General features: G+C 63.2%; 23 protein-coding genes. 1 reads left to right on the top strand and 22 read right to left on the bottom strand.

Translation table 11 applies throughout. The features are described from left to right. Window positions 1-28 precede the first annotated feature (28 nt). From PCA20602_RS15805 to PCA20602_RS15790, 4 genes are all read right to left on the bottom strand, one after another. Entirely contained in the window at window positions 29-937 is a 909-nt protein-coding gene (locus tag PCA20602_RS15805; RefSeq protein ID WP_150722041.1) for a glutamate/aspartate ABC transporter substrate-binding protein, read from the bottom strand. A gap of 164 nt (window positions 938-1,101) precedes the next feature. After that, window positions 1,102-2,388, bottom strand: coding sequence for a Glu/Leu/Phe/Val family dehydrogenase (locus tag PCA20602_RS15800; protein WP_069340036.1), 1,287 nt, complete (start codon window positions 2,386-2,388; stop codon window positions 1,102-1,104). A 207-nt stretch (window positions 2,389-2,595) separates the two neighbouring features. After that, window positions 2,596-3,552 (bottom strand): LysR family transcriptional regulator, encoded by a 957-nt coding sequence (locus PCA20602_RS15795; protein WP_150722040.1) that lies wholly within the window; start codon window positions 3,550-3,552, stop codon window positions 2,596-2,598. Between the two features lie 150 nt (window positions 3,553-3,702). Continuing rightward, on the bottom strand, window positions 3,703-5,613 hold the full coding sequence (locus PCA20602_RS15790) for an ABCB family ABC transporter ATP-binding protein/permease (protein WP_150722039.1): 1,911 nt from the start codon (window positions 5,611-5,613) through the stop codon (window positions 3,703-3,705). 162 nt (window positions 5,614-5,775) lie between these two features. On the opposite strand from PCA20602_RS15790, the gene PCA20602_RS15785 reads away from it, so the two are divergent. Then, window positions 5,776-6,195 carry an acyl-CoA thioesterase gene (locus PCA20602_RS15785; RefSeq protein WP_150722038.1) on the top strand — a complete coding sequence of 140 codons (420 nt, stop codon included), beginning with the start codon at window positions 5,776-5,778 and terminating at the stop codon, window positions 6,193-6,195. 104 nt (window positions 6,196-6,299) lie between these two features. Here PCA20602_RS15785 and PCA20602_RS15780 read toward each other — a convergent pair whose 3' ends face one another. The 18 genes from PCA20602_RS15780 to PCA20602_RS15695 all read right to left on the bottom strand — a co-directional run bounded on the left by PCA20602_RS15780 (window position 6,300) and on the right by PCA20602_RS15695 (window position 26,490). Next, on the bottom strand, window positions 6,300-7,067 hold the full coding sequence (locus tag PCA20602_RS15780) for an enoyl-CoA hydratase (protein WP_150722037.1): 768 nt from the start codon (window positions 7,065-7,067) through the stop codon (window positions 6,300-6,302). A gap of 65 nt (window positions 7,068-7,132) precedes the next feature. Beyond that, entirely contained in the window at window positions 7,133-8,332 is a 1,200-nt protein-coding gene (locus PCA20602_RS15775) for an acetyl-CoA C-acyltransferase (protein WP_069340041.1), read from the bottom strand. A 17-nt stretch (window positions 8,333-8,349) separates the two neighbouring features. Continuing rightward, window positions 8,350-10,794 (bottom strand): 3-hydroxyacyl-CoA dehydrogenase/enoyl-CoA hydratase family protein, encoded by a 2,445-nt coding sequence (locus PCA20602_RS15770; protein ID WP_150722036.1) that lies wholly within the window; start codon window positions 10,792-10,794, stop codon window positions 8,350-8,352. 17 nt (window positions 10,795-10,811) lie between these two features. Beyond that, window positions 10,812-12,599, bottom strand: a complete 1,788-nt coding sequence (locus PCA20602_RS15765; RefSeq protein WP_069340042.1) for an acyl-CoA dehydrogenase C-terminal domain-containing protein — start codon at window positions 12,597-12,599, stop codon at window positions 10,812-10,814. A gap of 48 nt (window positions 12,600-12,647) precedes the next feature. After that, window positions 12,648-13,241, bottom strand: coding sequence for a TetR/AcrR family transcriptional regulator (locus PCA20602_RS15760; RefSeq protein WP_150722035.1), 594 nt, complete (start codon window positions 13,239-13,241; stop codon window positions 12,648-12,650). A gap of 283 nt (window positions 13,242-13,524) precedes the next feature. After that, entirely contained in the window at window positions 13,525-14,682 is a 1,158-nt protein-coding gene (gene clsB, locus PCA20602_RS15755) for a cardiolipin synthase ClsB (protein ID WP_150722034.1), read from the bottom strand. 50 nt (window positions 14,683-14,732) lie between these two features. Next, window positions 14,733-15,215: a dihydroneopterin triphosphate diphosphatase gene (gene nudB, locus PCA20602_RS15750; RefSeq protein ID WP_150722033.1), complete on the bottom strand. Its 483-nt coding sequence runs from the start codon at window positions 15,213-15,215 to the stop codon at window positions 14,733-14,735. A gap of 217 nt (window positions 15,216-15,432) precedes the next feature. Continuing rightward, window positions 15,433-17,235 carry an aspartate--tRNA ligase gene (gene aspS / locus PCA20602_RS15745; protein WP_069340045.1) on the bottom strand — a complete coding sequence of 601 codons (1,803 nt, stop codon included), beginning with the start codon at window positions 17,233-17,235 and terminating at the stop codon, window positions 15,433-15,435. 47 nt (window positions 17,236-17,282) lie between these two features. Next, window positions 17,283-17,927 carry a DUF502 domain-containing protein gene (locus PCA20602_RS15740; protein ID WP_069340046.1) on the bottom strand — a complete coding sequence of 215 codons (645 nt, stop codon included), beginning with the start codon at window positions 17,925-17,927 and terminating at the stop codon, window positions 17,283-17,285. Between the two features lie 127 nt (window positions 17,928-18,054). Next, window positions 18,055-18,420 carry an FmdB family zinc ribbon protein gene (locus tag PCA20602_RS15735; protein ID WP_150722032.1) on the bottom strand — a complete coding sequence of 122 codons (366 nt, stop codon included), beginning with the start codon at window positions 18,418-18,420 and terminating at the stop codon, window positions 18,055-18,057. A gap of 255 nt (window positions 18,421-18,675) precedes the next feature. Then, a complete protein-coding gene (locus PCA20602_RS15730) occupies window positions 18,676-20,121 on the bottom strand; it encodes a high affinity choline transporter 1 (RefSeq protein WP_150722031.1) in 1,446 nt (481 codons plus the stop codon). Window positions 20,122-20,390: 269 nt separating this feature from the next. Then, window positions 20,391-21,071, bottom strand: a complete 681-nt coding sequence (locus PCA20602_RS15725; RefSeq protein ID WP_150722030.1) for a class I SAM-dependent methyltransferase — start codon at window positions 21,069-21,071, stop codon at window positions 20,391-20,393. A gap of 66 nt (window positions 21,072-21,137) precedes the next feature. Continuing rightward, window positions 21,138-22,697: a ubiquinone biosynthesis regulatory protein kinase UbiB gene (gene ubiB, locus PCA20602_RS15720; RefSeq protein WP_150722029.1), complete on the bottom strand. Its 1,560-nt coding sequence runs from the start codon at window positions 22,695-22,697 to the stop codon at window positions 21,138-21,140. A gap of 3 nt (window positions 22,698-22,700) precedes the next feature. Continuing rightward, window positions 22,701-23,315 (bottom strand): ubiquinone biosynthesis accessory factor UbiJ, encoded by a 615-nt coding sequence (locus PCA20602_RS15715; RefSeq protein ID WP_174981181.1) that lies wholly within the window; start codon window positions 23,313-23,315, stop codon window positions 22,701-22,703. A 145-nt stretch (window positions 23,316-23,460) separates the two neighbouring features. Beyond that, on the bottom strand, window positions 23,461-24,456 hold the full coding sequence (locus PCA20602_RS15710; protein WP_150722028.1) for a Tim44 domain-containing protein: 996 nt from the start codon (window positions 24,454-24,456) through the stop codon (window positions 23,461-23,463). A gap of 227 nt (window positions 24,457-24,683) precedes the next feature. Then, window positions 24,684-25,418, bottom strand: a complete 735-nt coding sequence (ubiE, locus tag PCA20602_RS15705; RefSeq protein ID WP_150722027.1) for a bifunctional demethylmenaquinone methyltransferase/2-methoxy-6-polyprenyl-1,4-benzoquinol methylase UbiE — start codon at window positions 25,416-25,418, stop codon at window positions 24,684-24,686. Window positions 25,419-25,478: 60 nt separating this feature from the next. After that, complete coding sequence (locus PCA20602_RS15700) at window positions 25,479-25,892, bottom strand: gamma-butyrobetaine hydroxylase family protein (RefSeq protein ID WP_069340053.1); 414 nt, start codon at window positions 25,890-25,892, stop codon at window positions 25,479-25,481. Window positions 25,893-26,052: 160 nt separating this feature from the next. Next, the gene (locus tag PCA20602_RS15695) at window positions 26,053-26,490 is read right to left on the bottom strand and encodes an HIT family protein (protein WP_150722026.1); all 438 of its coding nucleotides are present in this window, start codon (window positions 26,488-26,490) and stop codon (window positions 26,053-26,055) included. Window positions 26,491-26,568 lie beyond the last annotated feature (78 nt).

Here is a 26,568-nt window from a genome sequence, read left to right as displayed (position 1 = left end):
AGCTTGGCGATTCGTGAAGCCTGTCGGCTTACTTGGCGCCTTGCACGTCTGCGCTGTCGTTCGGCGACTTCCACAGTGCGGCCATTTCAGCCGACGGCGGGAAGTCCATGTTCACGCCGTTCAGTGCCGGAATCGGCTGCTGGAACCACTTGGCGTAATCCTTCTGCGCCTGGCCCGACTTCTGGTAATCGGCGACGGCCTTGTCGACCACCTTCTTGAAGGCCGGATCGTCCTTGCGCATCATGCAGCCGTAGGCTTCGTACGATTGCGCCTTGCCGACGATGCTGTAGTCCTTGGCGTCCTTGAACTTGGCACGCTCACCGGCGAGCAGGGCGTCGTCCATCATGAAGGCAACAGCACGGCCCGAGTGCAGCGTGATCGCGGCTTCACCGTGGTCCTTGGCGCTGGTGATGTTCATGCCCAGGTTCTCGGCCTGATTCATCTTGCGCAGCAGTTGCTCGGAAGTCGTACCCGCCGTGGTCACGACGTTTTTGCCCTTCAGGTCGGCGAAGTCCTTCACGCCCGAGTTGTTCTTCGTCAGCAGACGGGTGCCGATGATGAAGAACGTGTTCGAGAACGCAGCCTGCTTCTGACGATCGGCGTTGTTCGTGGTCGAACCGCACTCGATATCGATCGTGCCGTTCTGAACCAGCGGAATGCGGTTCTGCGACGTGATCGGGATCTGCTTGACGTCCAGCTTCGTGAGCTTCAGTTCCTTCTTGACTTCAGCAACGATCGCTTGCGCGACATCGTTGGCATAACCGACCACGTTGTGGTTGTTGTCATAGAACGAGAACGGGATCGACGATTCGCGATTTCCCAGCGTAATGACGCCGCTGTCCTTGATCTTCTTGAGGGTACCTGCTTCCTGAGCCTGGGCAGCACCTGCCATCAAGCCAACACAGCACATCGCCAACGCAATTTTCGAGAGGGTCATTCCTTGGTCTCCTTGGCACAAAACGAATGCATTTTAGCACTGCATTTGCCCATTTTTTTATTCTCGAATGTTCGGAACGCACGTCTTTTTTAACGTAACTCGCTCCGAACATTCTGTTTTACGCATTAATGCGTAATACTACCTAGATGCCCGGCAGCCCCCGATCAGGGGTACAGGCCGCGCATTTCACGGGCTTGCAGAATACGGCTACACGCCACGATGAATGCGGCTGTACGCAGGGAAACCTGATGTTCCTGCGCCACGTGCCACACGCCATCGAACGCTTCGCGCATGATGCGTTCCAGACGATGATTGATCTCTTCCTCGGTCCAGAAGAAGCTCGAGAAATCCTGCACCCATTCGAAGTACGAGACCGTCACGCCGCCCGCATTGGCCACGACGTCCGGCACGACGAGAATGTTCTTGCTACGCAGAATGTCGTCCGCAGCGGTCGTCGTCGGGCCGTTGGCGCCCTCGACCACGACCTTGGCGCGGATCTGGTCGGCATTCTTTTCGGTGATCTGGTTTTCCAGAGCGGCCGGAATCAGGAATTCGCAGTCGAGCGACCAGAATTCTTCGTCCTTGAGGACTTCGGCTGCCGGGAAACCGCCCACGCCGCCGGTCTCAGCCACGTGCTTGAGCAGGTTCGGCACGTCGAGGCCGTCAGACTTGTAAATGGTGCCGGTGTGGTCTTGCACACCGATGACATGCGCGCCAGCTTCGTGGAACAGACGGGCAGCGATACCGCCCACGTTGCCGAAGCCTTGTACGATCACGCGCGCACCGCGCACATCCATGCCCAGACGGCGGGCCGCTTCGCAGCTCACCACGAACACACCGCGGCCGGTCGCTTCACGACGGCCCAGCGAGCCGCCCAGCGAGATCGGCTTGCCGGTCACGACGCCGGTGGCGGTGGAACCCTCGTTCATCGAGTAGGTGTCCATCATCCACGCCATGATCTGCTCATTGGTGTTGACGTCCGGTGCCGGAATGTCCTTCGTCGGCCCGATGATGATGTTGATTTCGCTGGTGTAACGACGCGTCAGACGTTCCAGTTCGCCGCGCGAGAGCTTGCGCGGGTCGACACGAATACCGCCCTTGGCGCCGCCGTAAGGCACGTTCACCGCAGCGTTCTTGACCGACATCCAGGCCGACAGGGCCATCACTTCCGAGAGCGTGACGTCCTGGTGGAAACGCACGCCGCCCTTACCGGGGCCGCGCGACGTGTTGTGCTGGACACGATAGCCTTCGAAGTGGGCGATGGTGCCGTTGTCGAGTTCGATCGGGCAGTCGACGACGAGGATACGCTTCGGGCGCTTGAGGGTTTCGACCCAGCGCGAGAGCGAACCGAGGTAGGGGGTGACCCGGTCGACCTGTTGGAGATAGTTACCCCACGGACCGAGGTGTTCGGCGTCGAGGTAGGAAGGCAAGGCGTGTGACGTTTGAGACATCGTTGGATTCTCCGGCTTCAATCTGCACCGCCGGCACACACCGCGCCAGCGACACGAATGGCTGGCACTTTACAAAGAACCGCAAAGAACAATCCAATGCCGAATAAACATGCAACTATGCAATTCCTGCATAGTTGTGAGCGACCCGGCTTTTCGCTGCTACGTCAGGCATTGCGCCGCGATCGCCGGTGAACGCCCACATTGCCGTCAGCCCTTCACCTGATCCCGAACGGCCTGCCAGAACGCTTCGACGACATCGCGCTTGGTGCGCTCGCGCCGGTTGCTTGCGTCCGTGTAGGCGAGCCGGTCGCGGTACAGACGAATTTCCATGTCCAGGTGCCACGGCGCCGACGCCTTTCCGGGCTGCGCCAGATCGATCAGTTCGCCACGCGCGACCGAATCCACAACGGCACTTTCCGGCAGGAATGCCACGCCGTGTCCGGCCAGCACCATCGCCTTGAGGGCTTCGGCCATGTCCGTTTCGTAGACCTTGTCCAGATGCGGCCGGGTCGACGGATCGCCGACGAGCAGATCCGCCATGCGCCCGAGATAGGCATTCGACGTATAGGCCAGATAAGGCACCGGGACCTCGGCCGTGCCCGGCAGCTTGAAGCGCGCCCGCTTTTGCGACGAAGGCGCGCTGTAGGGACTGAAGCGCTCGCTGCCGAGCACGATCATTTCATAGCGCGCCGAGTCGAGTTGGAGCGGCTGGCTCGGATGGTAGTAGCACATCAGCAGATCGCAGCCGCCGTCGGTCAGCGACATGGCCGCGTCGTGCACGTTGAGCGCGCGCAGGCGAGAGCGCAGCAGTCCCAGACGCTTCTCCAGCAACTTGAGCCAGCGCGGGAAAAACGTCATCGACAGCGTATGCGGTACCGCGAAGTCGATCACCGAGTGATCGGCGGAGCGTTGCTCCCGCAGCAGCGCGCGTGCCTCCTGCGCCTGCGCGAGCAGCGTGAGCGCCTGCTCGTAGAACACCTCGCCCGCCGGCGTCAGGCGTGTGGGATAGCTGGAACGGTCGATCAGCTCGCTGCCGAGCCACGCTTCGAGCGACTGAATGCGTCGCGAAAACGCCGGCTGCGTCACGTGACGCAATTCGGCCGAGCGGCTGAAACTGTTCGTCTTGGCGAGCGACACGAAGTCTTCAAGCCATTTGATTTCCATGCGGTGCTCCCGCGCAGGCGATGGGCGATGTCAGCGCGCTAGTCTACTCAATCGCGGCGCGAGGCGACAGGCCCGTGCCCCGCCCGGGCATCCCTCTGCCCCCGCGTGCGGCGCGCGCCACCCGCTTGCCATCGCCTTGCGCTGCGCCGCTCAGGACACCACCGTAGCGAAATGCGACGCCTCGGCATCCCCTTCCCCGCCACGACGTTGCTGTTGCAGCGCCCACATCTGTGCGTAGAGGCCCTCGGCGCGCAGCAACTGATCGTGCGTACCCCGCTCGACGATACGCCCCTTGTCGAGCACGATGATCTGCGCCGCGTGGACCACCGTCGAGAGGCGGTGTGCGATGACGAGCGTCGTTCGCTCGCGGGCGATGTTGCGCAGCTCCGTCTGAATCGCCTGTTCCGAGCGCGAATCGAGCGCCGACGTCGCCTCGTCGAAAATCAGAATATGCGGATTCTTCAGGATGGTGCGCGCGATCGCTACACGTTGCTTCTCGCCGCCTGACAGCTTGAGCCCGCGCTCGCCGACCATCGACTCATACCCGGCCGGCAAACTCTCGATGAAGTCGTGAATATGCGCGGCACGCGCGGCGGCGATCACCTGCTCGCGCGACGCCGACGGATCGCCATACGCGATGTTGTAGTAAATCGTGTCGTTGAACAGCACCGTGTCCTGCGGGACGATGCCGATGGCCGCACGCAGCGAATCCTGCGTGACGTCGCGGATGTCCTGCCCGTCGATGCTGATGCGCCCGCCGTCCAGGCCGGGGAAACCCACGTCGTAGAAGCGGAACAGCAAGCGCGAGAGCGTCGATTTGCCCGAGCCGCTATGGCCCACCACGGCCGTGGTCGTGCCCGCGGCAATGGTGAAATCGACGTCGTGCAGAATCTGGCGCGACGGCTCGTAACCGAAGTTCACATGCGCGAAGCGCACCGTCCCGCCATTGCACACCAGCGGCTGCGCGCCGGGCGGATCGGCCACTTCACGATTGACGTCGAGCAGCGTGAACATGCGATCCATGTCCGTCATCGCCTGCTTGAGCTCGCGATAGATCACGCCGAGGAAGTTCAGCGGAATGTACAACTGCAACATGAACGTGTTGACGAGCACCAGATCGCCGAGCGTCATACGACCGCTCATCACGCCCTGCGTGGCGTGCCAGAGAATCAGGACCAGACCGCTGGCGATGATGACCTGCTGGCCGAAGTTCAGCACAGAAAGAGAGTTCTGCGAGCGAATCGCGGCGGCACGATAACGCTTGAGGTTTTCGTCGTAACGCTGCGTCTCGAATGCCTCATTGCCGAAGTACTTCACCGTCTCGTAGTTGATGAGCGAATCGATGGCGCGCGCGTTGGCCTTCGAATCGAGTTCGTTCATCGTGCGACGGAAATGCGTGCGCCACTCCGTCACCTTCACCGTGAAGACGATATAGAACGCCAGCGCCACGAGCGTGACGATGGCGTAGAAGGCGTCGTAACGCACCACGAAAAAGCCCAGCACCAGCCCCACTTCGATGAGCGTGGGCAGAATGCTGTAGAGCGAGTACGAGATCATCGACTGGATGCCTCGCGTGCCCCGCTCGATGTCGCGGCTCATCCCGCCTGTCTGACGCTCCAGATGGAACCGCAGCGACAGCGCATGCAGGTGACGGAACACCTTGAGCGCGATCTGGCGCACGGCGCTTTCCGTCACCTTCGAGAACAGGATTTCGCGCAGTTCCGTGAATAGCGACGTCGACAGGCGCACCAGCCCGTAAGCGATGACCAGCAGCCCGAGACCGCCGACCACGATCAGGCTCGGGTCGTTCGTGGCGCGCGCGGTGGCCGAGAGCGAGGCGACGGGGCTCAGCGCGTCGACGATGTGCTTCATGAGGACCGGCACGCCGAGGTTGGCGACTTTCGCGAGGATCAGGCACGAGAGCGCCAGCGTGACGCGTCCCCGGAATTCCATCAGGTAGGGAATCAGCGACTTGATGACTTGCCAGTCGCCGCGCGGGGCTCTGGCATTGGGCGTGTTGGAAGCCGGCGGCGCGGGCTCGGCCGGAGTGAAACGTCTCATGATGGGGATGGGGCGGCGTCCGGCTCGGATGAGGGCTTTCCGCTAGAATCGGTGATGCCGTATTTTCGCAGAACCCGGCGACGCCTGCTGAGCCCCCGATAACGTCCGGGGAACGGCGCACCGCCCCCGCCGGGCAGCTTTCCCGCACGATCAAGGACCCACATGAGCACCCCGACCCCTGCCCTCACCGCCCTGCCCGAAGAAAAAGAACTGGCATTGCGCGTCATGCCGATGCCCGCCGACGCCAACGCCCATGGCGACGTCTTCGGCGGCTGGATCATGTCGCAGGTCGATATCGCCGGTTCGATTCCCGCCGCACAGCGCGCCAACGGCCGTGTCGCCACCATCGCCGTCAATTCGTTCCTGTTCAAGGAGCCGGTGTTCGTCGGCGATCTGCTCAGCTTTTACGCCACCATCGTGAAGACGGGCAATACGTCGATCACCGTCTACGTCGAGGCGTACGCGCAGCGCATGCGCCTGTCGCACGAGATCGTCAAAGTCACCGAAGCCATGGTCACCTACGTGGCAACGGACGAAGACCGCCGTCCGCGTCCGCTGCCCAAGCTCGACGTCGCTGGCTGAACGCCCGCCCCTTCTCCGGAACCCCGGGCAACGCCCCGCAACGAAAAACGCCGCCGTCTCGCGAATCGAGACGTGCGGCGTTTTTTGCGCTCAGGTACGGAACATCAGGAAAACTGGCTGAAATCCGGTTTGCGCTTCTCGAAGAAGGCCGTAAAGGCCTCACGGGCTTCGGGCGACAACAGGCGCTTCGCGAACTCCACGCCCTCCTCGCCGATGCGTGACTGCACGTCACGCGCGCCGTCAGCCTTCATCAACTGCTTGGTCACGCGCAGCGACCCGGCGGGCATCGCCGCCAGTTGCGCAGCACGCCTGGCGGCATACTCGAACAGCTCGCCCACCGGCAGGACACGATTGACGAACCCCATCGCGACCGCCTCGTTCACATCGAACGGCTCACCGAAGAGCAGCTTTTCGGCCGCACGCTGATAGCCCGCCACACGCGGCAGCAGCCAGCTCGACGCCGCCTCCGGGCACAGCGCCAGTTGCGAGAACGGCAGCGAGAAACGGGCCGAATCGGCCGCGTAGACCACGTCGCAATGCAGCAACAGCGTCGTACCCACGCCCACGGCATTCCCGGCCACGGCAGCCACGATCGGCTTGCTGGCCTGGCTGATCGCCCGCAGGAACTGGAACACCGGCGCGCTTTCGTCCTTCGGCGGGTTTTTCAGGAAGTCTTCAAGGTCGTTGCCGGCCGAGAAGGCTTCCGGCTGGCCCTGAATCAGGATCACGCGCAGCGACGCATCCGCCTCGGCATCGTTGATGCCGTCGGCAAGCGCTTGATACATGTCGGCGGTGATCGCGTTCTTCTTGTGGGCGCGGTTGAACGTCAGCACCTGAACAGCGCCCTGACGCTGCACCAGTACGTCTTCCATCGTTGATGTCTCCTCGATATCGGGCGGGTAAAAACCGGGCACCGCCAACACGCGGTGCCCCTATCTTACATACGCTCGATGATGCCCGCAGCCCCCATGCCGGTACCCACGCACATCGTCACCATGCCGTACTTCAGGTTGTGACGGCGCAGCGCATGCACCACGGTCGCGGCGCGAATCGCACCGGTCGCGCCCAGCGGGTGACCCAGCGCAATGGCGCCGCCCATCGGGTTGACCTTGCTGGTGTCCAGATCCAGATCCTTGATGACGGCGAGCGCCTGGGCGGCGAACGCTTCGTTCAGTTCGATCCAGTCCATGTCCTGCTGGCTCAGCCCCGCGGCACGCAGCGCCGCCGGAATCGCTTCCTTCGGACCGATGCCCATGATCTCGGGCGGCACACCGCGCACGGCGAACGACACGAAACGCGCGAGCGGCGTCAGGTTGAACTGCTTCAGGATCTTCTCGCTCACCACGAGCAGCGCACCGGCGCCGTCTGACGTTTGCGAGCTATTGCCTGCCGTCACCGAACCCTTGTTCGCGAACACCGGACGCAGCTTGCCCAGCCCTTCGATGGACGTATCGGGACGCGGGCCTTCGTCGAGCGAAAGGGTACGCGTCTTGACCGACACTTCGCCCGTCGCCAGATTCGGGAAACGTTCGACGATCTCGATCGGCGTGATCTCGTTCGTGAACTCACCGGCCTGCTGGGCCTTGATGGCCTTCTGGTGCGAGGCGAGCGCGAAGGCGTCCTGCGCATCGCGCGTCACGCCCCACTGCTGCGCGACCTTCTCGGCGGTGAGCCCCATGCCGTAGGCGATACCCACGTTCTCGTCACGCTCGAAGATCGACGGCGAGAGCGACGGCGTATTGCCCATCATCGGCACCATGCTCATGCTTTCGATGCCCCCGGCGATCATCGCGTCCGCTTCGCCCACACGAATGCGGTCGGCGGCCATCGCCAGCGCAGTCAGCCCCGAAGCGCAGAAGCGGTTGACGGTCACGCCGCCTACGGTATTCGGCAGGCCGGAGAGCAGCGCACCGATACGGGCGACGTTCAGGCCTTGCTGGGCTTCGGGGATCGCACAGCCGATGATCGCGTCTTCGATGACCTTCGGGTCGAGATCCGGCACCTGGGACAGCGCGCTCTTGAGGATGGTCGCGAGCAGATCGTCCGGACGCGTGTTCTTGTAGCTGCCCTTGGGAGCCTTGCCGATCGGCGCACGGGTAGCGGCAACGATGTAGGCGTCTTGCAGTTGTTTGCTCATGTCAGTCTCCGATCGGCTTAGTTGCGCACCGGCTTGCCGGTTTGCAGCATGCCCATGATGCGTTCCTGGGTCTTCGACGTGCCCAGCAGTTCGATGAAGGCGCGACGCTCGAGCGCCAGCAGCCATTCCTCGTTCACGAGGCTGCCCGCTTCCACGTCGCCGCCGCACACGGCTTCGGCAATGCGCGTGGCGATCAGGAAGTCGTGCGCCGAGATGAAGTTGCCGTCACGCATGTTCACGAGCGACGCCTTGATCGTCGACACGCCCGAGCGTCCGGCGACCGGAATGCCGGCCGGCTTGAGCGGCGCACGGTAGCCGGCGAGCGAGAGCGCACGCGCCTCGTTGCGAGCGACCGACAGCAACTCGTGCACGTTGTAGACGATGGTGTCGGAGGGCTTCAGATAGCCCATGTCGCGGGCGTCGATCGCCGAGGCCGACACCTTCGCCATCGCGGCATTGGTGAACGACTTCGTCACGAACTGAAGATACTGGACGCTGCCCGCCGCCGTGGCCGCTTCGGCCGCACGAATCGCGGCTTCCTTCAGCCCGCCGCCGCCCGGCACGAGGCCCACGCCGACTTCCACCAGACCGATGTAGCTCTCCAGCGCGGCCACACGCTTGGCGCTATGCAGCAACAGTTCGCAGCCGCCGCCCAAGGCGATGCCCGACACGGCGGAGACGACCGGCACCTGCGCGTACTTCACGCGCATCATGCCGTCCTGGAATTTTTTGATGAACGGCTCGATACCCTTCGCGCCGCCCATCATGAAGGCGGGCATGGCCGCTTCCAGATCGGCGCCTGCGGAGAACGGACCGCCCGGCGCGCCCAGCTTGAGCGACGTCGGCTGCCATACGACCACGCCGCGATACTGCTGCTCGGCCAGATCGATGGCGCGGGTCAGACCGTCGATGACGTCCGGCCCGATGGTGTTCATCTTCGTCTTGAACGAGACGATCAGCACGTCGTCCTGTCCCGGCGTCTCGTCGACCCACAGCCGCACGGCGTCGTTTTCTTCGATGGTCTTGCCGAACTTGCGCGGATCCGCGCTGCCATCGCCCACGAGCGATGCCGGGAACACCTGACGCTGGTACACCGGCAGCTTGCTGCGCGGCACGAAAGCATCCTTGGCGGGGTTGTACGAGCCCTCAGCCGTATGCACGCCACCGGCGTCGGCCACCTTGCCGCTCGTCACCCACTTGGGCAGCGGTGCGTTCGACAGGGCCTTGCCCGCATCGATGTCTTCCTGCACCCACTGCGCGATATCCTTCCAACCGGCAGCTTGCCAGTCTTCGAACGGCCCCGTGGTCCAGCCGAAGCCCCAGCGAATCGCGAAATCGACTTCGCGGGCGTTGTCGGCGATCTGCTCCAGATACACGCCGATGTAATGGAAGACGTCGCGGAACACGGCCCACAGGAACTGCGCCTGCGGATTCGTCGATTCACGCAGCAGACGCAGACGCTCGGCCGGCGCCTTCTTCAGAATGCGCACGACCATCTCGTCGGCCTTCTTACCCGACTCGACATACTCGCCCGATTGCGGGTCGAGCACCTTGATGACCTTGCCGTCCTTCTTGTAGAAACCGGCGCCCGTCTTCTGCCCCAGCGCGCCCTTTTCCACCAGTGCCTTGAGCACGGGCGGCGTGGCGTACGTCGGTGCGAACGGATCGTCCTTCAGGCCGTCCTGCATCGTCTTGATGACGTGCGCCATCGTGTCCAGTCCGACCACGTCGGCGGTGCGGAACGTGGCCGATTTGGCACGGCCCAGCTTGCTGCCGGTCAGATCGTCGACGACATCGAACGGAATGCCGTACTTCTGCGCTTCGGCGAACACCGCCAGAATCGAGAAGACGCCGACACGGTTGGCGATGAAGTTCGGCGTGTCCTTCGCGCGCACGACACCCTTGCCAAGCGTGGACGTGAGGAACGTTTCGAGTTGATCGAGAATCGCCGGCTCGGTAGTCGCGGTCGGAATCAGCTCGACCAGATGCATGTAGCGCGGCGGATTGAAGAAGTGCACGCCGCAGAAGCGCGACTTCAGGTCGGCATCGAAGCCTTCCGAGAGTTCGGTGATCGACAGGCCCGACGTGTTCGACGCGAAAATGGCGTGCTTGGCCAGATGCGGCGAGACCTTCTTGTACAGGTCGTGCTTCCAGTCCATGCGCTCGGCGATGGCTTCGATCACGATGTCGCAACCGGCGAGCTTCTCAAGGTCGTCTTCGTAGTTCGCGGCTTCGATGAATTGCGCGTCAGCCTTGTCGGCGAACGGCGCGGGGCTCAGCTTCTTCAGGCCGTCGATGGCGCGCGTGACGATGCCGTTCTTCGGGCCCTCCTTGGCCGGCAGATCGAACAGCACGACAGGCACTTTCGCGTTGACGAGGTGCGCGGCGATCTGCGCGCCCATCACACCGGCGCCCAGCACGGCGACCTTGCGTACGACCAGGGGTTTGTTGGTTTGGCTCACGGTAATCTCCTCCGCTCTCAGAACAGGTCGACGTCGACTTCCATCAGCGTCTTCGCACCGGCACGGGCCATGCGGATTTGCGACGCGGTCTCGGGCAGCAGCTTGGCGAAGTAGAAACGCGCCGTCGCGAGCTTCGACGCGTAGAACTTGTCGCCGCTACCTTGCTTGTCGAGCGCGATACGTGCCATGCGCGCCCAGAAGTAGGCAAACACGAGATGGCCGACCACGCGCTGATACGGCACCGAGGCCGCACCCACTTCGTCCGGATTGGCCATCGCCTTCATGCCGATTTCCATCGTCAGCTTCTGGACCTTGTCACCGATATCCGCGAGCGGATTGATGAACTCCTGCATCTCTTCCTTCGTGCCTTCGGCTTCGACGAAGTCCTGCACCAGCTTACCGAACTTCTTGAGCTTCGCGCCCATGTCGCCGAGCACCTTGCGCCCGAGCAGGTCGAGCGCCTGAATCGAGTTGGTGCCTTCGTAGATCATGTTGATACGCGCATCGCGCACGTACTGTTCCATGCCCCACTCGGAGATGAACCCGTGACCGCCGTAAATCTGCATGGCGTGGTTCGTCGACTCGAACGCGTTGTCCGTCAGGAAGGCCTTGATGATCGGCGTGAGCAGCGCGACCAGATCGGCGGCTTCCTTACGCTCGGCTTCGTCGCCGTGCGAGAGTTCCTTGTCGATGTGCAGGGCGGTCCAGTACGAAAAAGCGCGACCGCCTTCCACATAGGCCTTTTGCGTGAGCAGCATGCGGCGCACGTCCGGATGCACGATGATCGGATCGGCCGGCTTGTCCGGTGCCTTCGGACCGGTGAGCGAGCGCATCTGGATGCGCTCCTTCGCGTACACCAGCGAGTTCTGATAAGCGACTTCGGTGAGGCCCATGCCTTGCATGCCCACGCCCTGACGTGCGGCGTTCATCATCACGAACATGGCATTCAGGCCCTTGTTCGGTTCGCCGACGAGCCAGCCCTTCGCGCCATCGAGGTTCATCACGCAGGTGGCGTTGCCGTGGATACCCATCTTGTGTTCGATGGAGCCGCACTTGATGCCGTTACGTTCACCCGGTGCGCCGTTGGCGTCGGGGATGAACTTCGGCACGACGAACAGCGAGATGCCCTTCGTTCCCGGCGGGGCATCCGGCAGACGCGCCAGCACGAGGTGAACGATGTTGGCAGCCATATCGTGCTCGCCCGCCGAGATGAAGATCTTGGTGCCGGAGATGGCGTACGAGCCGTCGCCGTTCGGCTCGGCCTTCGTGCGCAGCATGCCCAGATCGGTGCCGCAGTGCGGCTCGGTCAGGCACATCGTGCCCGTCCATTCGCCCGAGACGATCTTCGGCAGATAGGTGGCTTGCTGTTCGGGGGTACCGTGCGCGTGCAGACACTCGTAGGCGCCATGCGACAGGCCCGGGTACATCGTCCATGCCTGATTGGCCGAGTTCAGCATTTCGTACAGGGCGTTGTTCACGACCTGCGGCAGTCCCTGCCCGCCGAACTCCGGATCGCAGGCCAGCGACGGCCAGCCGGCTTCGACATATTGCTGATAGGCCGCCTTGAAGCCCGTCGGCGTGGTGACGACACCGTCGCCTTCGTATTTGCAGCCTTCGCGATCCCCCACCTGATTGAGCGGGAAGATCACTTCGCTACAGAACTTGCCGGCTTCTTCGAGCACCTGATTGATGGTGTCGGCATCGATGTCCGCGTGCTTCGGCATCGCCTTCAATTCGTTTTCCACGCCCAGCAGTTCGTGCATCACGAATTGCATGTCGCGCAGCGGCGCGTTGTACTGTCCCATGACCTTCTCCTCCGAACAAATCGAATCGAATCGCGGACGGCTCGCGCCTCACCCGCGCTGATAAGACGAAATCAGTTTTTCCAGTGCCACCCGGGTCATTTCGACGGCGCCGGGCTCCCGAAGGAAACGCGCGTCGTGGTGCAGTCCGAGTGTCAGGCTATACATTTCGAAGAGCATCAGACGCGGATCGGTGTCCGCACGCAGATGTCCCTCCTCCTTCGCTTGCGTAATCGCGCGCAGCAGGGCCGATCGCCACAACCGCACGCTCTTTACCAAGGCTTCACGCACCGGACTGGCCGCGCGATCGTCGTACTCGACGGCACCGCTGATATAGATGCAGCCCGTCGTCACTTCGCGAATGCGCTTGTCCATCCAGCGATCCACCAGCGCTCTGAGTCGCGGCAAGCCGCGCGACGCTTCCATGCTCGGAGCGAACACTTCTTCTTCGAAGCGCCGGTGGTATTCCATCAGCACCTCGATCTGCAAATCCTCACGCGACCCGAAGTGCGCGAAGACGCCGCTCTTGCTCATTTGCATACGATCGGCCAGCAAGCCGATCGTCAGCCCTTCAAGTCCATCGCGCCCCGCCAGTTCCAGCGCGGCATTCAGGATCGCGGCACGTGTCTGTTCACCCTTACGCATATGTTTTGCATCGCTTTGGTTATCCGTTCTCCGATGCTAACCAAAAAATCGAACGGCCGTCCTATTATTGGGAAACGTCCATGGCGTCACAAGGAATTTATTAGATCGGAATACCTAATCGGTATTGACGGGCAGACAGGCGCGCGCGGGCCTCCAGACAAGGGCCGGACGTCAAAATGGCGTCATTTTGGAGGTGTAGGCAGCGCGTGCCGGAGGGGGCCTGGCAGGGACGGGTGAATAGGGAGCCCGGTCCGATGGGGACGGACCGCCGCTCACTTCCCGCTCAATCGTACTTCCCGCGCGTGAGGACCTTCATTGCGAGACGGTAGAGCCGGTAAGCAGCCCACTGGCGAAAGCGGCGCCAGCGCGAGCGTTCGCCATAGCGGGCAGGGTCGATCTGACGCGCCTCGGCAAACGCTTGCCGGATGTGATCGCGCAACTGGATGACGACCGGATCGTCGAGCACGACCACGTTGGCTTCGTGATTCAGAAAAAGGGACAAAGCATCGAGATTCGACGACCCGACCGTCGCCCAGACATCGTCCACGACGGCCACCTTGCCGTGCAGTTGTCGCATGTCGTACTCGCCGATACGCACGCCGGCGTCGAGCAGCTTGGCGTACAACCACGGCACGGCGGTATCGAGCAGGCGGAATTCCTTGCGGCCGATGAGCAGGTGCACGGCCACCCCGCGCCGCGCCGCCTGCGTCAGCGCACGCCGCAGGCGTCTACCCGGCACGAAATACGGATTGGCAAGCCAGACCTCGTGGCGCGCCCGTCCCAACGCCATCAGATAGGCCTTCTCGACCGCCCGGCGATTGTGGAGATTGTCCCGCGCGACGAAGGCCGCCTGCCCCGCGTAAGGCGCATGCAAACGCCCCCGAAGCCCGCGACGCCGATGACGGAACGGCGTGCCCAGATACCCCGGTGCCAGACGCATCCACTGGATATGAAACGCCAGCGCGATCTCCGCCACCACCGGGCCGCGGCATTGCACCGCAAAATCCCAGCGTGGCTCGTCCATGCGCACGCCGCCGCCGCCGTTGTAGTCGTCGATGATGTTGATGCCGCCAACGAACGCCATCTCATGATCGACGACCGCCATCTTCCGATGCGTGCGCGAGAAGCCGAACTTCCCGAACAGATGTGGGTTGTAGACACGATGCATGACCCCGCACTCGTGCCAGGATTCGATGTACGGCAAGCGCCGGCTGGTGCCGACGCCGTCCGTGATCAACCTCACCTTGACGCCGCGCTCCGCCGCTCGCCGCAATGCCGCCGACACGTTCTCTCCGGCATCGTCCGCCTCGAAGATATACGTCTCGAGCGCGACATCGTGCTTCGCATTCTCGATGGCGGCAATGAGGGCGGTGAAGTAGTTCTCACCGTGATAGAGCAGCGCCAGTCGATTGTCGTGTGAGAACGGCAGGTACTTGCTCATCGGCGCTCGTTCAACTCGCTAAGATCGCTAGAATTACTAAGGACAACGAATTAACTGCTGATGAAACGTTGACGAACCCGCTGCGGCAACTGCCGGATCGCGTCGCCGTTCGACGGCGAGAAACAACGCGCGGCAGCTTGCTCCCACGGCAGCCACACATGATCGACGTGTTCACGCGGCGAGAGCGTGACGACGGTATTTTCCGGCACGCAAAGCCCGAACCAATGCTCGGTGTTGCGTGTGACCCCCGGCGCGTAGCGATGCGCCCAGCGCGGGTAGATGTTGTATTGAATCTGATGATGCCAGTCGGTCAGCGCCGTCTCGGGCACCACCGTGCCGTTCGCGACACGGATGCCCGTCTCCTCGAACACCTCGCGCGCGGCCGTCTCGGCCAGCGGCTCGTCGAGCCGATCCTTGCTGCCGGTAACCGATTGCCAGAAATTCCCGGCGTCGGCGCGTTCGATGAGCAGCACGTCGAGCGCCGGCGTATAGATCACGACGAGTACGGATTCGGGAATCTTGAAGGGCTTCATGCAGGCAACCGGGTTCATGCGGCGAGGACAACGATGATGCATTGTATAGGGCATGCAGGACGTTGCGGAGCGCGCACCCGCAAGATCCTGTCACGGCATGCCGTCGTCCCGAAAAAAGCAAAACCCCCTCGCCTTGCGGCAGAGGGGGTTTTGCTACGACCTTGCGCGCAATGCCGGCACGTTCGTCCCGGCACGCTCACTCGCGCATGCAGATTCCTTACGCCTTCGGCGCTTCGGTCTGACGCAGGCGGATGTGCAGGTCGCGCAGCTGACGCTCGTCCACGGCCGACGGCGCTTGCGTGAGCAGATCCTGCGCACGTTGCGTCTTCGGGAAGGCGATCACGTCGCGGATCGAGTCGGCACCGGCCATCATCGTGATGACGCGATCCAGACCGAAGGCGATACCGCCATGCGGGGGCGCACCGTATTGCAGCGCGTCGAGCAGGAAGCCGAACTTGGCACGGGCTTCTTCCTCACCCAGCTTGAGGGCACGGAACACCTTGCTCTGCACTTCTTCCTGGAAGATACGGACCGAACCGCCGCCGATTTCCCAGCCGTTGAGCACCATGTCATAGGCCTTTGCCAGGCACTTGCCCGGGTCGGTCTCGAGGTAGTCGATGTGCTCGTCCTTCGGGCTCGTGAACGGGTGATGGCAGGCCACCCAGCGGGCGTCTTCCTCGTCGTACTCGAACATCGGGAAGTCGACCACCCACAGCGGACGCCAGCCGGCTTCGAACAGGCCGTGGGCCTTGCCGAATTCCGAGTGACCGATCTTCAGACGCAGCGCGCCGATACCGTCGTTGACGACCTTGGCCTTGTCGGCGCCGAAGAAAATGATGTCGCCGTCTTGCGCACCGGTGCGCTCGAGGATCGAAGCGATCGCCGCGTCGTGCAGGTTCTTCACGATCGGGCTTTGCAGACCGTCGCGGCCCTTGGCCACTTCGTTGACCTTGATCCAGGCCAGACCCTTCGCGCCGTAGATCTTCACGAAGTCGGTGTAGGCATCGATTTCGCTACGCGAGATCTCGGCGCCACCCGGCACGCGCAGGGCGACCACACGGCCGCCTTCGGTCGTCGCCGGCACCGAGAACACCTTGAAGTCCACGTCGCCCATCACGTCGGTCAACTCGGTGAATTCGAGCTTCACGCGCAGGTCCGGCTTGTCCGAACCGAAGCGGCGCATGGCTTCTGCGTATTCCATGACCGGCACCTTCGCGTCGAGATCGACGTCGATAGCTTCCTTGAACACGTGACGCACCATGTTCTCGAACAGATCGCGGATTTCCTGCTCCGAGAGGAACGAGGTTTCGCAGTCGATCTGCGTGAATTCCGGCTGACGGTCGGCACGCAGGTCTTCATCGCGGAAGCACTTGGTGATCTGGTAGTAACGGTCGAAGCCCGCCACCATCAGCAACTGCTTGAACAACTGCGGCGACTGCGGCAGCGCGAAGAACATGCCGGCGTTCACACGCGACGGCACGAGGTAGTCGCGGGCGCCTTCCGGGGTGCTCTTCGTGAGCATCGGCGTTTCGATGTCGATGAAGCCTTGCGCGTCGAGATACTTGCGCACTTCCATCGCCACCTTGTAACGCAGGCGCAGGTTGTATTGCATTTGCGGACGACGCAGGTCCAGCACGCGATGCGTGAGGCGCGTGGTTTCCGACAGGTTTTCGTCGTCGAGCTGGAACGGGGGCGTGACCGACGGGTTGAGCACCTGGAGTTCGTGGCAGAGCACTTCGATCTTGCCGCTCGTCAGGTTGGCGTTCTCGGTGCCGGCCGGACGGCTGCGCACCAGGCCCGTGATCTGCACGCAGAACTCATTGCGCAGGCCTTCGGCGGCCTTGAACATCTCCGCGCGGTCCGGATCGCACACGACCTGCACCAGACCCTCGCGATCGCGCAGGTCGATGAAGATGACCCCGCCGTGATCACGGCGGCGATTGACCCAGCCACAAAGCTTGACCGTTTGGCCCAGTTGTTGCTCGGTCACCAGACCGCAGTAGGAGGTACGCATGGACATTTTGCTGTTCCGATTTTCAAAAAATGGCGTCGACAGATCCCGGTGGCTCAAAGGAGCGGGCCGGGACGTTGCTGGCGCGGGTTGTGGGCGGGCGCCACCACGCCCATCGATACGATGTACTTCAGTGCGGCATCGACCGTCATGTCGAGTTCGATGACGTCGCTCGCCTTCATCATCAGGAAGAAACCTGACGTCGGGTTCGGCGTCGTCGGGACATAAACGCTCACGTACTCGCCCTGCAAGTGATTGACCACGTCGCCGCCCGGCGCGCCGGTCAGGAAGGCGATGGTCCAGGATTCTCCGTGCGGATACCGCACGAGCAACGCCTTGCGAAACGCGTTGCCGTTGCTCGAAAGCAAGGTGTCGGAGACCTGCTTGACGCTGCCGTACAAGGGTCCAACGATGGGAATGCGCGTCAGAATGGCTTCCCACCAGCCGACCAGCTTCTGACCGATGAAATTATGCGCCAGAAGGCCGACCACGAACACGAACGCGAGCGTGACCACCACGCCGAAGCCCGGCACGCGCATGCCGAGCAGGCGCGACGGCTGCCATTCGTCGGGCAGCAACAACAGGGTCTGATCCATCGTACCGATGATCAGGCCCAGCACCCAAAGCGTGATGGCGAGGGGCACCAGCACCAGCAGGCCGGTGAGGAAAATCGTCTTCAACGCGGGTTTTTTGACGCTCATGGCAGGACTCGCGAATGTGGGGCGGCGACTGGGTCAGCAGGCGAAACGTGAAAGCGGTACTGAATACTATCGGGTACTGATGACGTGTCGGACAAACCGTCCGGCACGTCGGGTCTTGCAATCGGGCTCAGTGGCAGGCGCAACCGCCGCCGCAGCTTGCTGCCGGCGCGCTCGACGACTCGCCGCCAGAACCGGACGAGGCGGACGAGGAAGCCGAAGCCGATGCTGCGCTCTCACCGGACGCCGCCGGGGCCGAAGCCGCCGGGGCCGAAGCCGCCGGGCCGGAGGCCGTCGCACTCGCGCCGCCCGAACCGCCGCGGAAATCGGTCACATACCATCCCGAGCCCTTGAGCTGGAACCCGGCCGCAGTGACCTGCTTGCGAAACGTGTCCTTGCCGCATTCGGGGCACTGGGAGAGCGGATCGTCGCTCATTTTTTGCAGCACATCCTTCGCGAAACCGCATGTTTCGCAACGATAGGCATAGATAGGCATGATTCTTTCCGACGGAAAAAGGCGCGCAAAGCCTTGAATTATAACCGCTTCACAAGGCTTTCGGGATTTGTACGGTGATATATGGGGTTGGCGATGCGCAAGATCAAGGCCGGACGTTACCGCATCCGGCGTCACCCGCCCCGCCATGAACGGCAAAGGACGGCCACGGCCGCCCTTTCCTTGTCGACGTTCACGTCGTCAATCACAAAGTAACGAGCCCAAGCGAGCGAGCAAGCGCTCACCCACCAGACACCGTCAGATCGTCGAGACCTGCTGCTCCGGCGTTTGACCGCGCTCGGAAGCCGGTTGCAGCAGCGAGCCCACGACCATCCCCGCAATCGATGCCAGCAGACCGGCCAGTTGCGGCGGCATCAGCGCGTCCGGGGCCAGCGCTTCGCAGGCGATCCACACGATCAGCCCGAAGAACACGGCCAGTGTGCCACCCAGCGAGCTGGAGCGCTTCCAGTACAGACCGAACGCCAGCGGCACGAAACAGCACACCAGCGTGACCTTGTAGGCGCTCTCGACCATCTGGAAGATCGACGCCTTCGAGTTCAACGCATACACGAGCACCAGCGCCGTAAAGCACAGCACGACGATGCGCATCAGGCGCAGCAGGTGCTTGTCGTCGATCCGGCCCTTGAGCATCGGACGAATGATGTTCTCCGCGAACGTCACCGACGGCGCGAGCAGCGTGGCCGACGCGCAGCTCTTGATGGCCGAGAGCAGTGCGCCGAAGAACATCACCTGCGCGACGATCGGCACGCTGGTGAGCACCAACTGCGGCAGGATCTGCTGCGGATCGGTACCGATGTACTTGTTCACCATCGAGGGCGCGATCAACAGCGCCGAGTAGGCGAGGAAAATCGGAATGAACGTGAAGAAGAAATAGAGCACGCCGCCGGTCACCGAACCGGACACGGCGATGTTCTCCGACTTCGACGACATCACGCGCTGGAACACGTCCTGCTGCGGAATCGACCCGAACATCATGGTGACGCCCGCCGCGATGAAGGCCAGGACGTCCGCCGGATTCAGCTCGGGCAGGAACACGAACTTGCCGGCCGACGCCGCATGCGCGATCACGGCCTCCGCCCCGCCCGGCACCAGGCCCGACACCACCACGGCGATGTACACCAGCCCCACGACGATGATGATCATCTGGATGAAGTCGGTCACGGCCACCGAAATCATGCCGCCGAGCAGCGTGTAGGCGAGCACCGAGACGGCGCCGATGACCATGCCCATTGGCTCGGACATCGCACCGCCCGAGACCGTGTGAAACACCAGACCGAGCGCCTTGATCTGCGCGCCGACCCAGCCGAGGTACGAGATCACGATGGCGATCGACGTCACCACTTCGACGGTGCGGTTGTACTTGAGCTTGTAGAAGTCGCCGATCGTCATGAGGTTCATGCGATACAGCTTGCGGGCGAAGAACAGGCCCACGAGAACCAGACACATCGACGAGCCGAACGGATCGGCGACCACGCCGCGCAACCCTTCGCCGATGAAGGTGGCCGGAATGCCGAGCACGGCTTCCGAGCCGAACCAGGTCGCGAACACGACGGCCACGACCATGCCGTACGGCAGACGGCGACCGGCGACGGTGAAATCCTTGGTATTGCGGACCTTAAGGGCGGCCAACAGCCCGATGGCCACCGAAATGACCCAATACAGAATGACAAACCAGATCAGCATAACGCGGCCCCAGCCAAGCCCCAGGGCAACGGTCTCCGGCCGGGTTCGTCAGTGGCGGATGCCATCCGCGCGCATGGCGCCGTCGCGCAAGCCAACGAAACCGCGCCTTGGGCCGCAGCCTTCCGGGCAACAGAAAATCAGGTCGAGCATGACGGGGCTGATGCGATTCAGCGCTCGGGGGCGCCCGTTTTTGCCACCTGGCGAAAAAATTTTGGGCCGATTATAGCGGCGCGAGAGGCCCGCGGGGGAAAAAGTCATAAATCCCCGGCTCAACGACGCCGCCAGACCATCCAGTGTTCCGCACCGGCGAAAACCGGTACCGAATCGTCGACAAGCCGGTCGTCCTCGCAGACGAAGTGGGGGGCAAGCAAGGCGTCGAGCGCGTCGCGAGCGATGCCGAACGGCGGCCCCTTCGGCGTCTCCCGGAGAAAGAAGAACCCGGCCAGCCGCGCGTCCGACGGCAGCAATTGCGCCATGCGTTGTGCGTAGTCCTGCCAGAGCGTGCGCGGTAATGCGCAGAGAAAAGCCCGTTCGTAGACCACGTCGGGCGTGAAGGGTGGCGTGTAGGTGAAAAAGTCGGCTTGTTCGACGAGCGACGCGCGAGCACCCAGTTGCGCTTTGGCCGATTCGACCGCCACCGGCGAAAAGTCGATGGCCCGCACCGGCCAGTCCTGCGCGTCGAGCCACGCGGCTTCGTACGCCGCGCCACAGCCCGGAATCAGCGTGGCGCGCGGTACACCCTCGCCCGCGACGAAGTCCTGCAACGCTTTCGGCACACCGGCCGCATCCCACGGCATGAACGCGCTGGCGAAACGCTCGTCCCAGAATTCCGCACGGGACGGATCGCGACTGGCGAACGATGGGACCTTGCCCGCCTCGGCGCCGGGCGTTCTGTCGCGCGTCTGGTCGTGCGTTCTGTCGCCCGTCCGGTCATGAATCTTGTCGTTCATCTCATCCTCGCACCTTGCTGCGCCCGAAGGCCTTGCCAATCGCCGCCTGGTCAGCGGCTCACCGATTCAGCTATACAACCAGACGAACGCCGCGAGCACACCGATGGAGATCCCACCGACCAGACAGAAAGCGCCGGTCAGCAGCCGATTCGTACGACGTTGCTCCTGAAGCAGTGCGAGCAGCAGCGTGTCGTCCTGCGGCCGGGCATGCGCGGCCAGTGCCTGATGGATGAGACGCGGCAACTGCGGCATCGTCTTGCTCCATTGCGGCGCCTCGGCCTTCAGGCGTTCGAGCCATCCGCGCGGCCCGATCTGCTCGGCCATCCAGCGCTCCAGGAACGGCTTGGCGGTCTTCCACAGATCCAGATCCGGATCGAGCTGACGCCCCAGCCCTTCGATATTGAGCAGCGTCTTTTGCAGCAACACGAGTTGCGGCTGAATCTCGACGTTAAAGCGGCGCGACGTCTGGAACAGCCGCATCAGCACCAGCCCCAGCGAAATCTCCTTGAGCGGACGATCGAAGTACGGCTCGCACACCGCACGAATCGCCCCTTCGAGCTCCTCGACACGCGTGTCCGGCGGCACCCACCCCGACTCCAGATGCAGCGACGCTACCCGGTGATAGTCGCGACGGAAGAACGCGAGGAAGTTCTGCGCCAGGTAGTTCTTGTCGAATTCGGACAAGGCCCCGACGATGCCGCAATCGAGCGCGATGTAGCGACCGAACGTTGCGGGGTCGAGGCTGACGAGAATGTTGCCCGGGTGCATGTCTGCGTGGAAGAAGCCGTCGCGCAGGAACTGCGTGAAGAATATCTCGACGCCTTCGCGCGCCAGCTTCTTCAGATCGACGCCCGCCTCGCGCAGCACCTCGATCTGGCTGATCGGCACGCCGTGCATGCGCTCCATGACGAGCACTGAGCTGGAGCTGTATTCCCAATAGATTTCCGGGACCATCAGCATGCCGGAGTCGATGAAATTGCGGCGAAGCTGGGCGGCATTGGCGGCTTCGCGCATCAGATCGAGTTCGTCGTGCAGATACTTGTCGAACTCGGCGACGACCTCACGCGGCTTCAGGCGCTTGCCGTCCGGCCACAACCGCTCCACCCAGCCCGCCAGATCGCGCATGAGCGCCAGATCGCTGTCGATCACCCCGAGCATGTTCGGTCGCAGCACCTTGACCGCGACTTCCTTGCCCGCATGCTCGCCATGGCGAATTCGTGCGAAATGCACCTGCGCGATCGACGCGCTCGCCACCGGCATGCGTTCGAACTCCACGAACACGTCGTCGAGCGGACGCCCCAGCGACTTCTCGATGCTTGCATGCGCCACCTGCGGATCGAACGGCGGCACCTGATCCTGCAAACGGGCGAGTTCCTGGGCGATGTCCGGCGGCATCAGATCGCGACGCGTCGACAGCACCTGCCCGAACTTCACGAAGATCGGACCTAGCGATTCGAGCGCCAGTCGCAAGCGTTCGCCACGCGGCGCCTTCAGGCCACTGCGCCCGAACGAGAGCACGCGCAGCAGTCCGCGCGCGAAAGGATGGGGAATGCTCGAAAGCACCAGTTCGTCGAGACCGTATCGATAGCAGACGAAGAAAATCTTGATGAGACGCAGAAGGCGCATTGGTCAGCGGCCTCCGGTAGTGCGGGACGCCGGCGTCGCCTGACGTTCCAGCTTCTCGATACGCTTTTCGAGTCGCGCCAGATCGTCACGCAACGTGCCGATGTCGGCGCGCATTGTGTCGAGGCGCGCTCGCGCCACGAGCATCGGGTTCTCTTCCACGAGGAAATCGGCCAGCGAACGCGCCAGCGTGCCACCGGTGCGACGTGCGCCCGCGACGGCCGCCTTGCCCGTCTCGGTCACACGATGTGCCGCGGCGTCGCCAATGACCTTGCTCAGGTCCTCGGCGACTTCCCAGCGCAGATGCTGGGCGAGATACGACACCGTGTTGGCAAATTCGGCGTCGCCCTCGATCTTGACGTGACGCATCACAGCCGCCTGCCCGCCGCCCGCAAAGTCGGCCAGCGCCGCCGGGGGTACCGAGATGCTGACATCGCAGGGGAAGTTGGCCTCGACGGCGGCGAGATAGCCGTCGTCGCCCACGCGCAGGCGCAGGTCGATTGCCGACATGGCCAGCCGGGCGGAGGCGCCGATGTGATGGCGCAGACGGTCGCGCGCCCAGGGTTCCCGGGCAAGCAAATGGTTCACGGTGGCGGCAAAGGCTTTGGCGGCTACGGTCATGAGCTTGGCGGCCGGCCGGCGCAGAACACCGGTCGCACCGAAAGACGCCGCCCGGCAACAACCTTCGGACGGCAAAAACAAAAGAGCCCGCGCTTCAAACGCGGGCTCTCATTGTAAGGCAGGTTACGGCAAAAACGTCGCCAGCTTAGCTGAGCTGCTGAATCCCGGCGAGCACCCAGCCACCGTTACCCGTCACCGGCTTGGTCAGGTTCCACACCTCGTTGAACGGCTCGGCGGCGGCGCCTTCCGATTCGCGGATCAGGCCCGAGAAGCGAACGCTTGCCATGTACTCGCTCGTCGACTGCTCGATACCCAGCAGTTCGGCGTCCAGTTGCACGACGTCCGTACGGTTGGTCGACTTGCCGCGCTCTTCGAGGTCCATCTTGATTTCCGCAAACATCTGCGGCGTGGTGAACTCGTTGATGTCGGCCTGATCGCCCTTGTCCCAGGCGGCTTGCAGACGGTTGAAGTACACCTTGGCGCTGCGCAGGAAACCTTCGGTGTCGAAACCGGCCGGCACACCGAACGACTCGGCGGCGGCGGCACCGGCCACAGCACCTGCGGCTACCGGCACGGCCGAAGCGCCCGTCTGGTACGGCTGCGGCGCTTGCTGGCCCGATTGCGGGTTATCCCACGACTGACGCAGCGAATTGTTCGACGATGCGTCATTGCCCGCGCCAGCATAGGCCGGCGTCTGCGACTGCGACTTGTTGCCGCGGAACCGGCGGATGAGCCACATCACGGCGAAGGCGATCAACGCGATGATGATGACGTTGGCCATCATGCTCGCGAACGCACCACCCATACCAAAGTGCGACAGCAGTGCGGCGATACCGAGACCGGCAGCCAGACCGGCGATCGGTCCAAGCCAGCGGTTGGCCGGTTTGGCGGCGGCTGCCGCACCTGCACCGGCGGCACCTGCGCCGGCGGCAGCCGGGGCTGCCTGATTCGGGGCTGCGCCCGGGGCGGCTTGCGCCGGCTGTTGCGGCGTTGCCTGACGTTGCGTCACGGTGTTGGACTGCTTGCCGATGCTCCGGCCGCCGCCAACGCGCTTGGCGTCAGCGTCCGCGATCGTCATGCCGACCGCCACTACGCCGGCCACAACGCCCAACAACAGCTTGTTTTTCAGGAACTGGAACATCGTTCTGGTCTCTCCGTGGAGTTATAGGTTGCCATCTACTGACACACGCCAACCCAAATGGTTCAGCCGCTTTTTACGTACTGAAACCGGATAAGGCGAGGGGCGATTCTGCCACAGCAAAATTAGCTTGTACTTAGGGTTTGGCAAACAAAACGCCCCGGCACGGAAACCTTCCGCGATCCGGGGCGTCTTGTCTGGCCGGTACGCTCAGCTAAGTGAGTGTGTACTCAGAACTTGCGGCCGATGTGCAGGGCCACCACACCGGCGGTCATGTTGTGATATTCGACGCGCTCAAGCCCTGCATCTTCCATCATCGACTTGAGGGTTTCCTGGTCCGGGTGCATGCGAATCGATTCGGCCAGATAGCGGTAGCTGTGGGCATCGCCCGCGATACGCGACCCGAGCCACGGCAACACCTTGAACGAATAGGCGTCGTACGCCTTCTCCAGCGGCTGCCAGACTTTCGAGAACTCCAGCACCATGACCTTGCCGCCCGGCTTGATCACGCGGCGCATTTCCGCCAGCGCCGCATCCTTGTGCGTCATGTTGCGCAGCCCGAACGCCACGGTGACCACGTCGAAATAATTCGACGGGAACGGCAGCTTCTCGGCGTCGCACAGCAGCGACGGCGTGACGATGCCGTCGTCGAGCAGACGGTCGCGGCCCACGCGCAGCATCGATTCGTTGATGTCGGTATGCCACACTTCGCCGGTCGGGCCGGCCGCGCGGGCAAATGCCTTCGAGAGATCGCCCGTGCCGCCGGCGATATCGAGCACCTTGAAGCCGGGGCGCACGGCGGCGCGACCGATCGTGAACGCCTTCCAGATGCGATGCAGGCCGCCGGACATCAGGTCGTTCATGACGTCGTACTTGCTGGCGACGGAGTGAAACACTTCCGCGACCTTACCGGCCTTTTCCTTCTCGTCGACGGTCTCGTAACCGAAGTGGGTCTGATCACCCATTGCACATCTCCAAAATCAGGTAAGCGGGCGCACACTCAGGCGCGCGCCCTGCTCGGGGGCTCAATGATGGTGGCAGCCGCCGGCAGCGGGCGACGGCATCGGCGTGTCGCGATCGACACCCGCCGCCGCGAGCTTGTCCAGATATTCCTGCCACAGTGCGTCCTGACGCACGCACAGCTCATAGAGGAAGTCCCACGAGTAGATGCCGGTGTCGTGACCGTCCGAAAAAACGGGACGCACCGCGTAATTGCCGATCGGCTCCAGCCCATTGAGCGTGACGTCGCGCTTGCCGGTTTGCAGCGTCTCCTGCCCCGGCCCGTGACCACGCACTTCCGCCGAGGGCGAGAGCACGCGCAGCAATTCGAACGGCAGGCGATAGGTCTTGCCGTCTTCGTAACCGAGTTCCAGCACCTTGGATGCGCGATGCAGCGTCAGGGAAACGGGAATCGGCGTGTCTTTCTCCAGCCCAGCCATGGTCTTGCTCCAGAAAATTCGGTCGCGGCGCCTGCCGGCAGAACCTCATGCAGCGCCTGGTGCCGTGCGTCATGCGATTCAACAGATGACGGATGCGACACATCGGCGGGCAGTATAGCCGCTCAGGCGTCAGCGGTCATGCCGACGGGCTTCGCGAAACCTACGCCGGCCACCCGGGAATTCGCTCCAATTCTGCCACGACGGCCTCACGCAGCGCAGGCAGCCACGCTGCGCGCTCGGCGAGCACCTCTGGCTGCACCTCACGCTGCGGCGCGCTCCAGACCGAGCCCGGGAAGTGGATGTCGTCGCGATAGCGAGGAATCACATGCCAGTGCACGTGCGGCACCATATTGCCCAGACTCGCGACGTTGACCTTGTGCGGCGACATCACCGTACGTTGTGCCGTCTCGACGGCAAACACCGCACGCATCACGTGCTCGCGCGCCGCCTGCGGCAGATCGCTCATCTCCGCCACGTGGTCATGCCAGATCACCCGGGCGAAGCCGGGATAGCCAGCCTCGTTGGCCAGCACCACGCGCAACACCGGATCGCGCCACAAGACTTCACCGCCGTCACCGGCGCAAAACGGACATTCCATGATCGTTCTTCCTCCCGTTACCACGGCGCCTCGCGCTTTCGCATCCGGCCCGGCATGAATCGCGCCGCCGGTGCCTGC

It is taken from the genome of Pandoraea capi, from assembly GCF_902459735.1.
In the GTDB taxonomy this organism is placed as follows: domain Bacteria; phylum Pseudomonadota; class Gammaproteobacteria; order Burkholderiales; family Burkholderiaceae; genus Pandoraea; species Pandoraea capi.
Note: the sequence above shows the minus strand (reverse complement) of the source record. Positions and strands in the feature narration are given on the sequence as shown.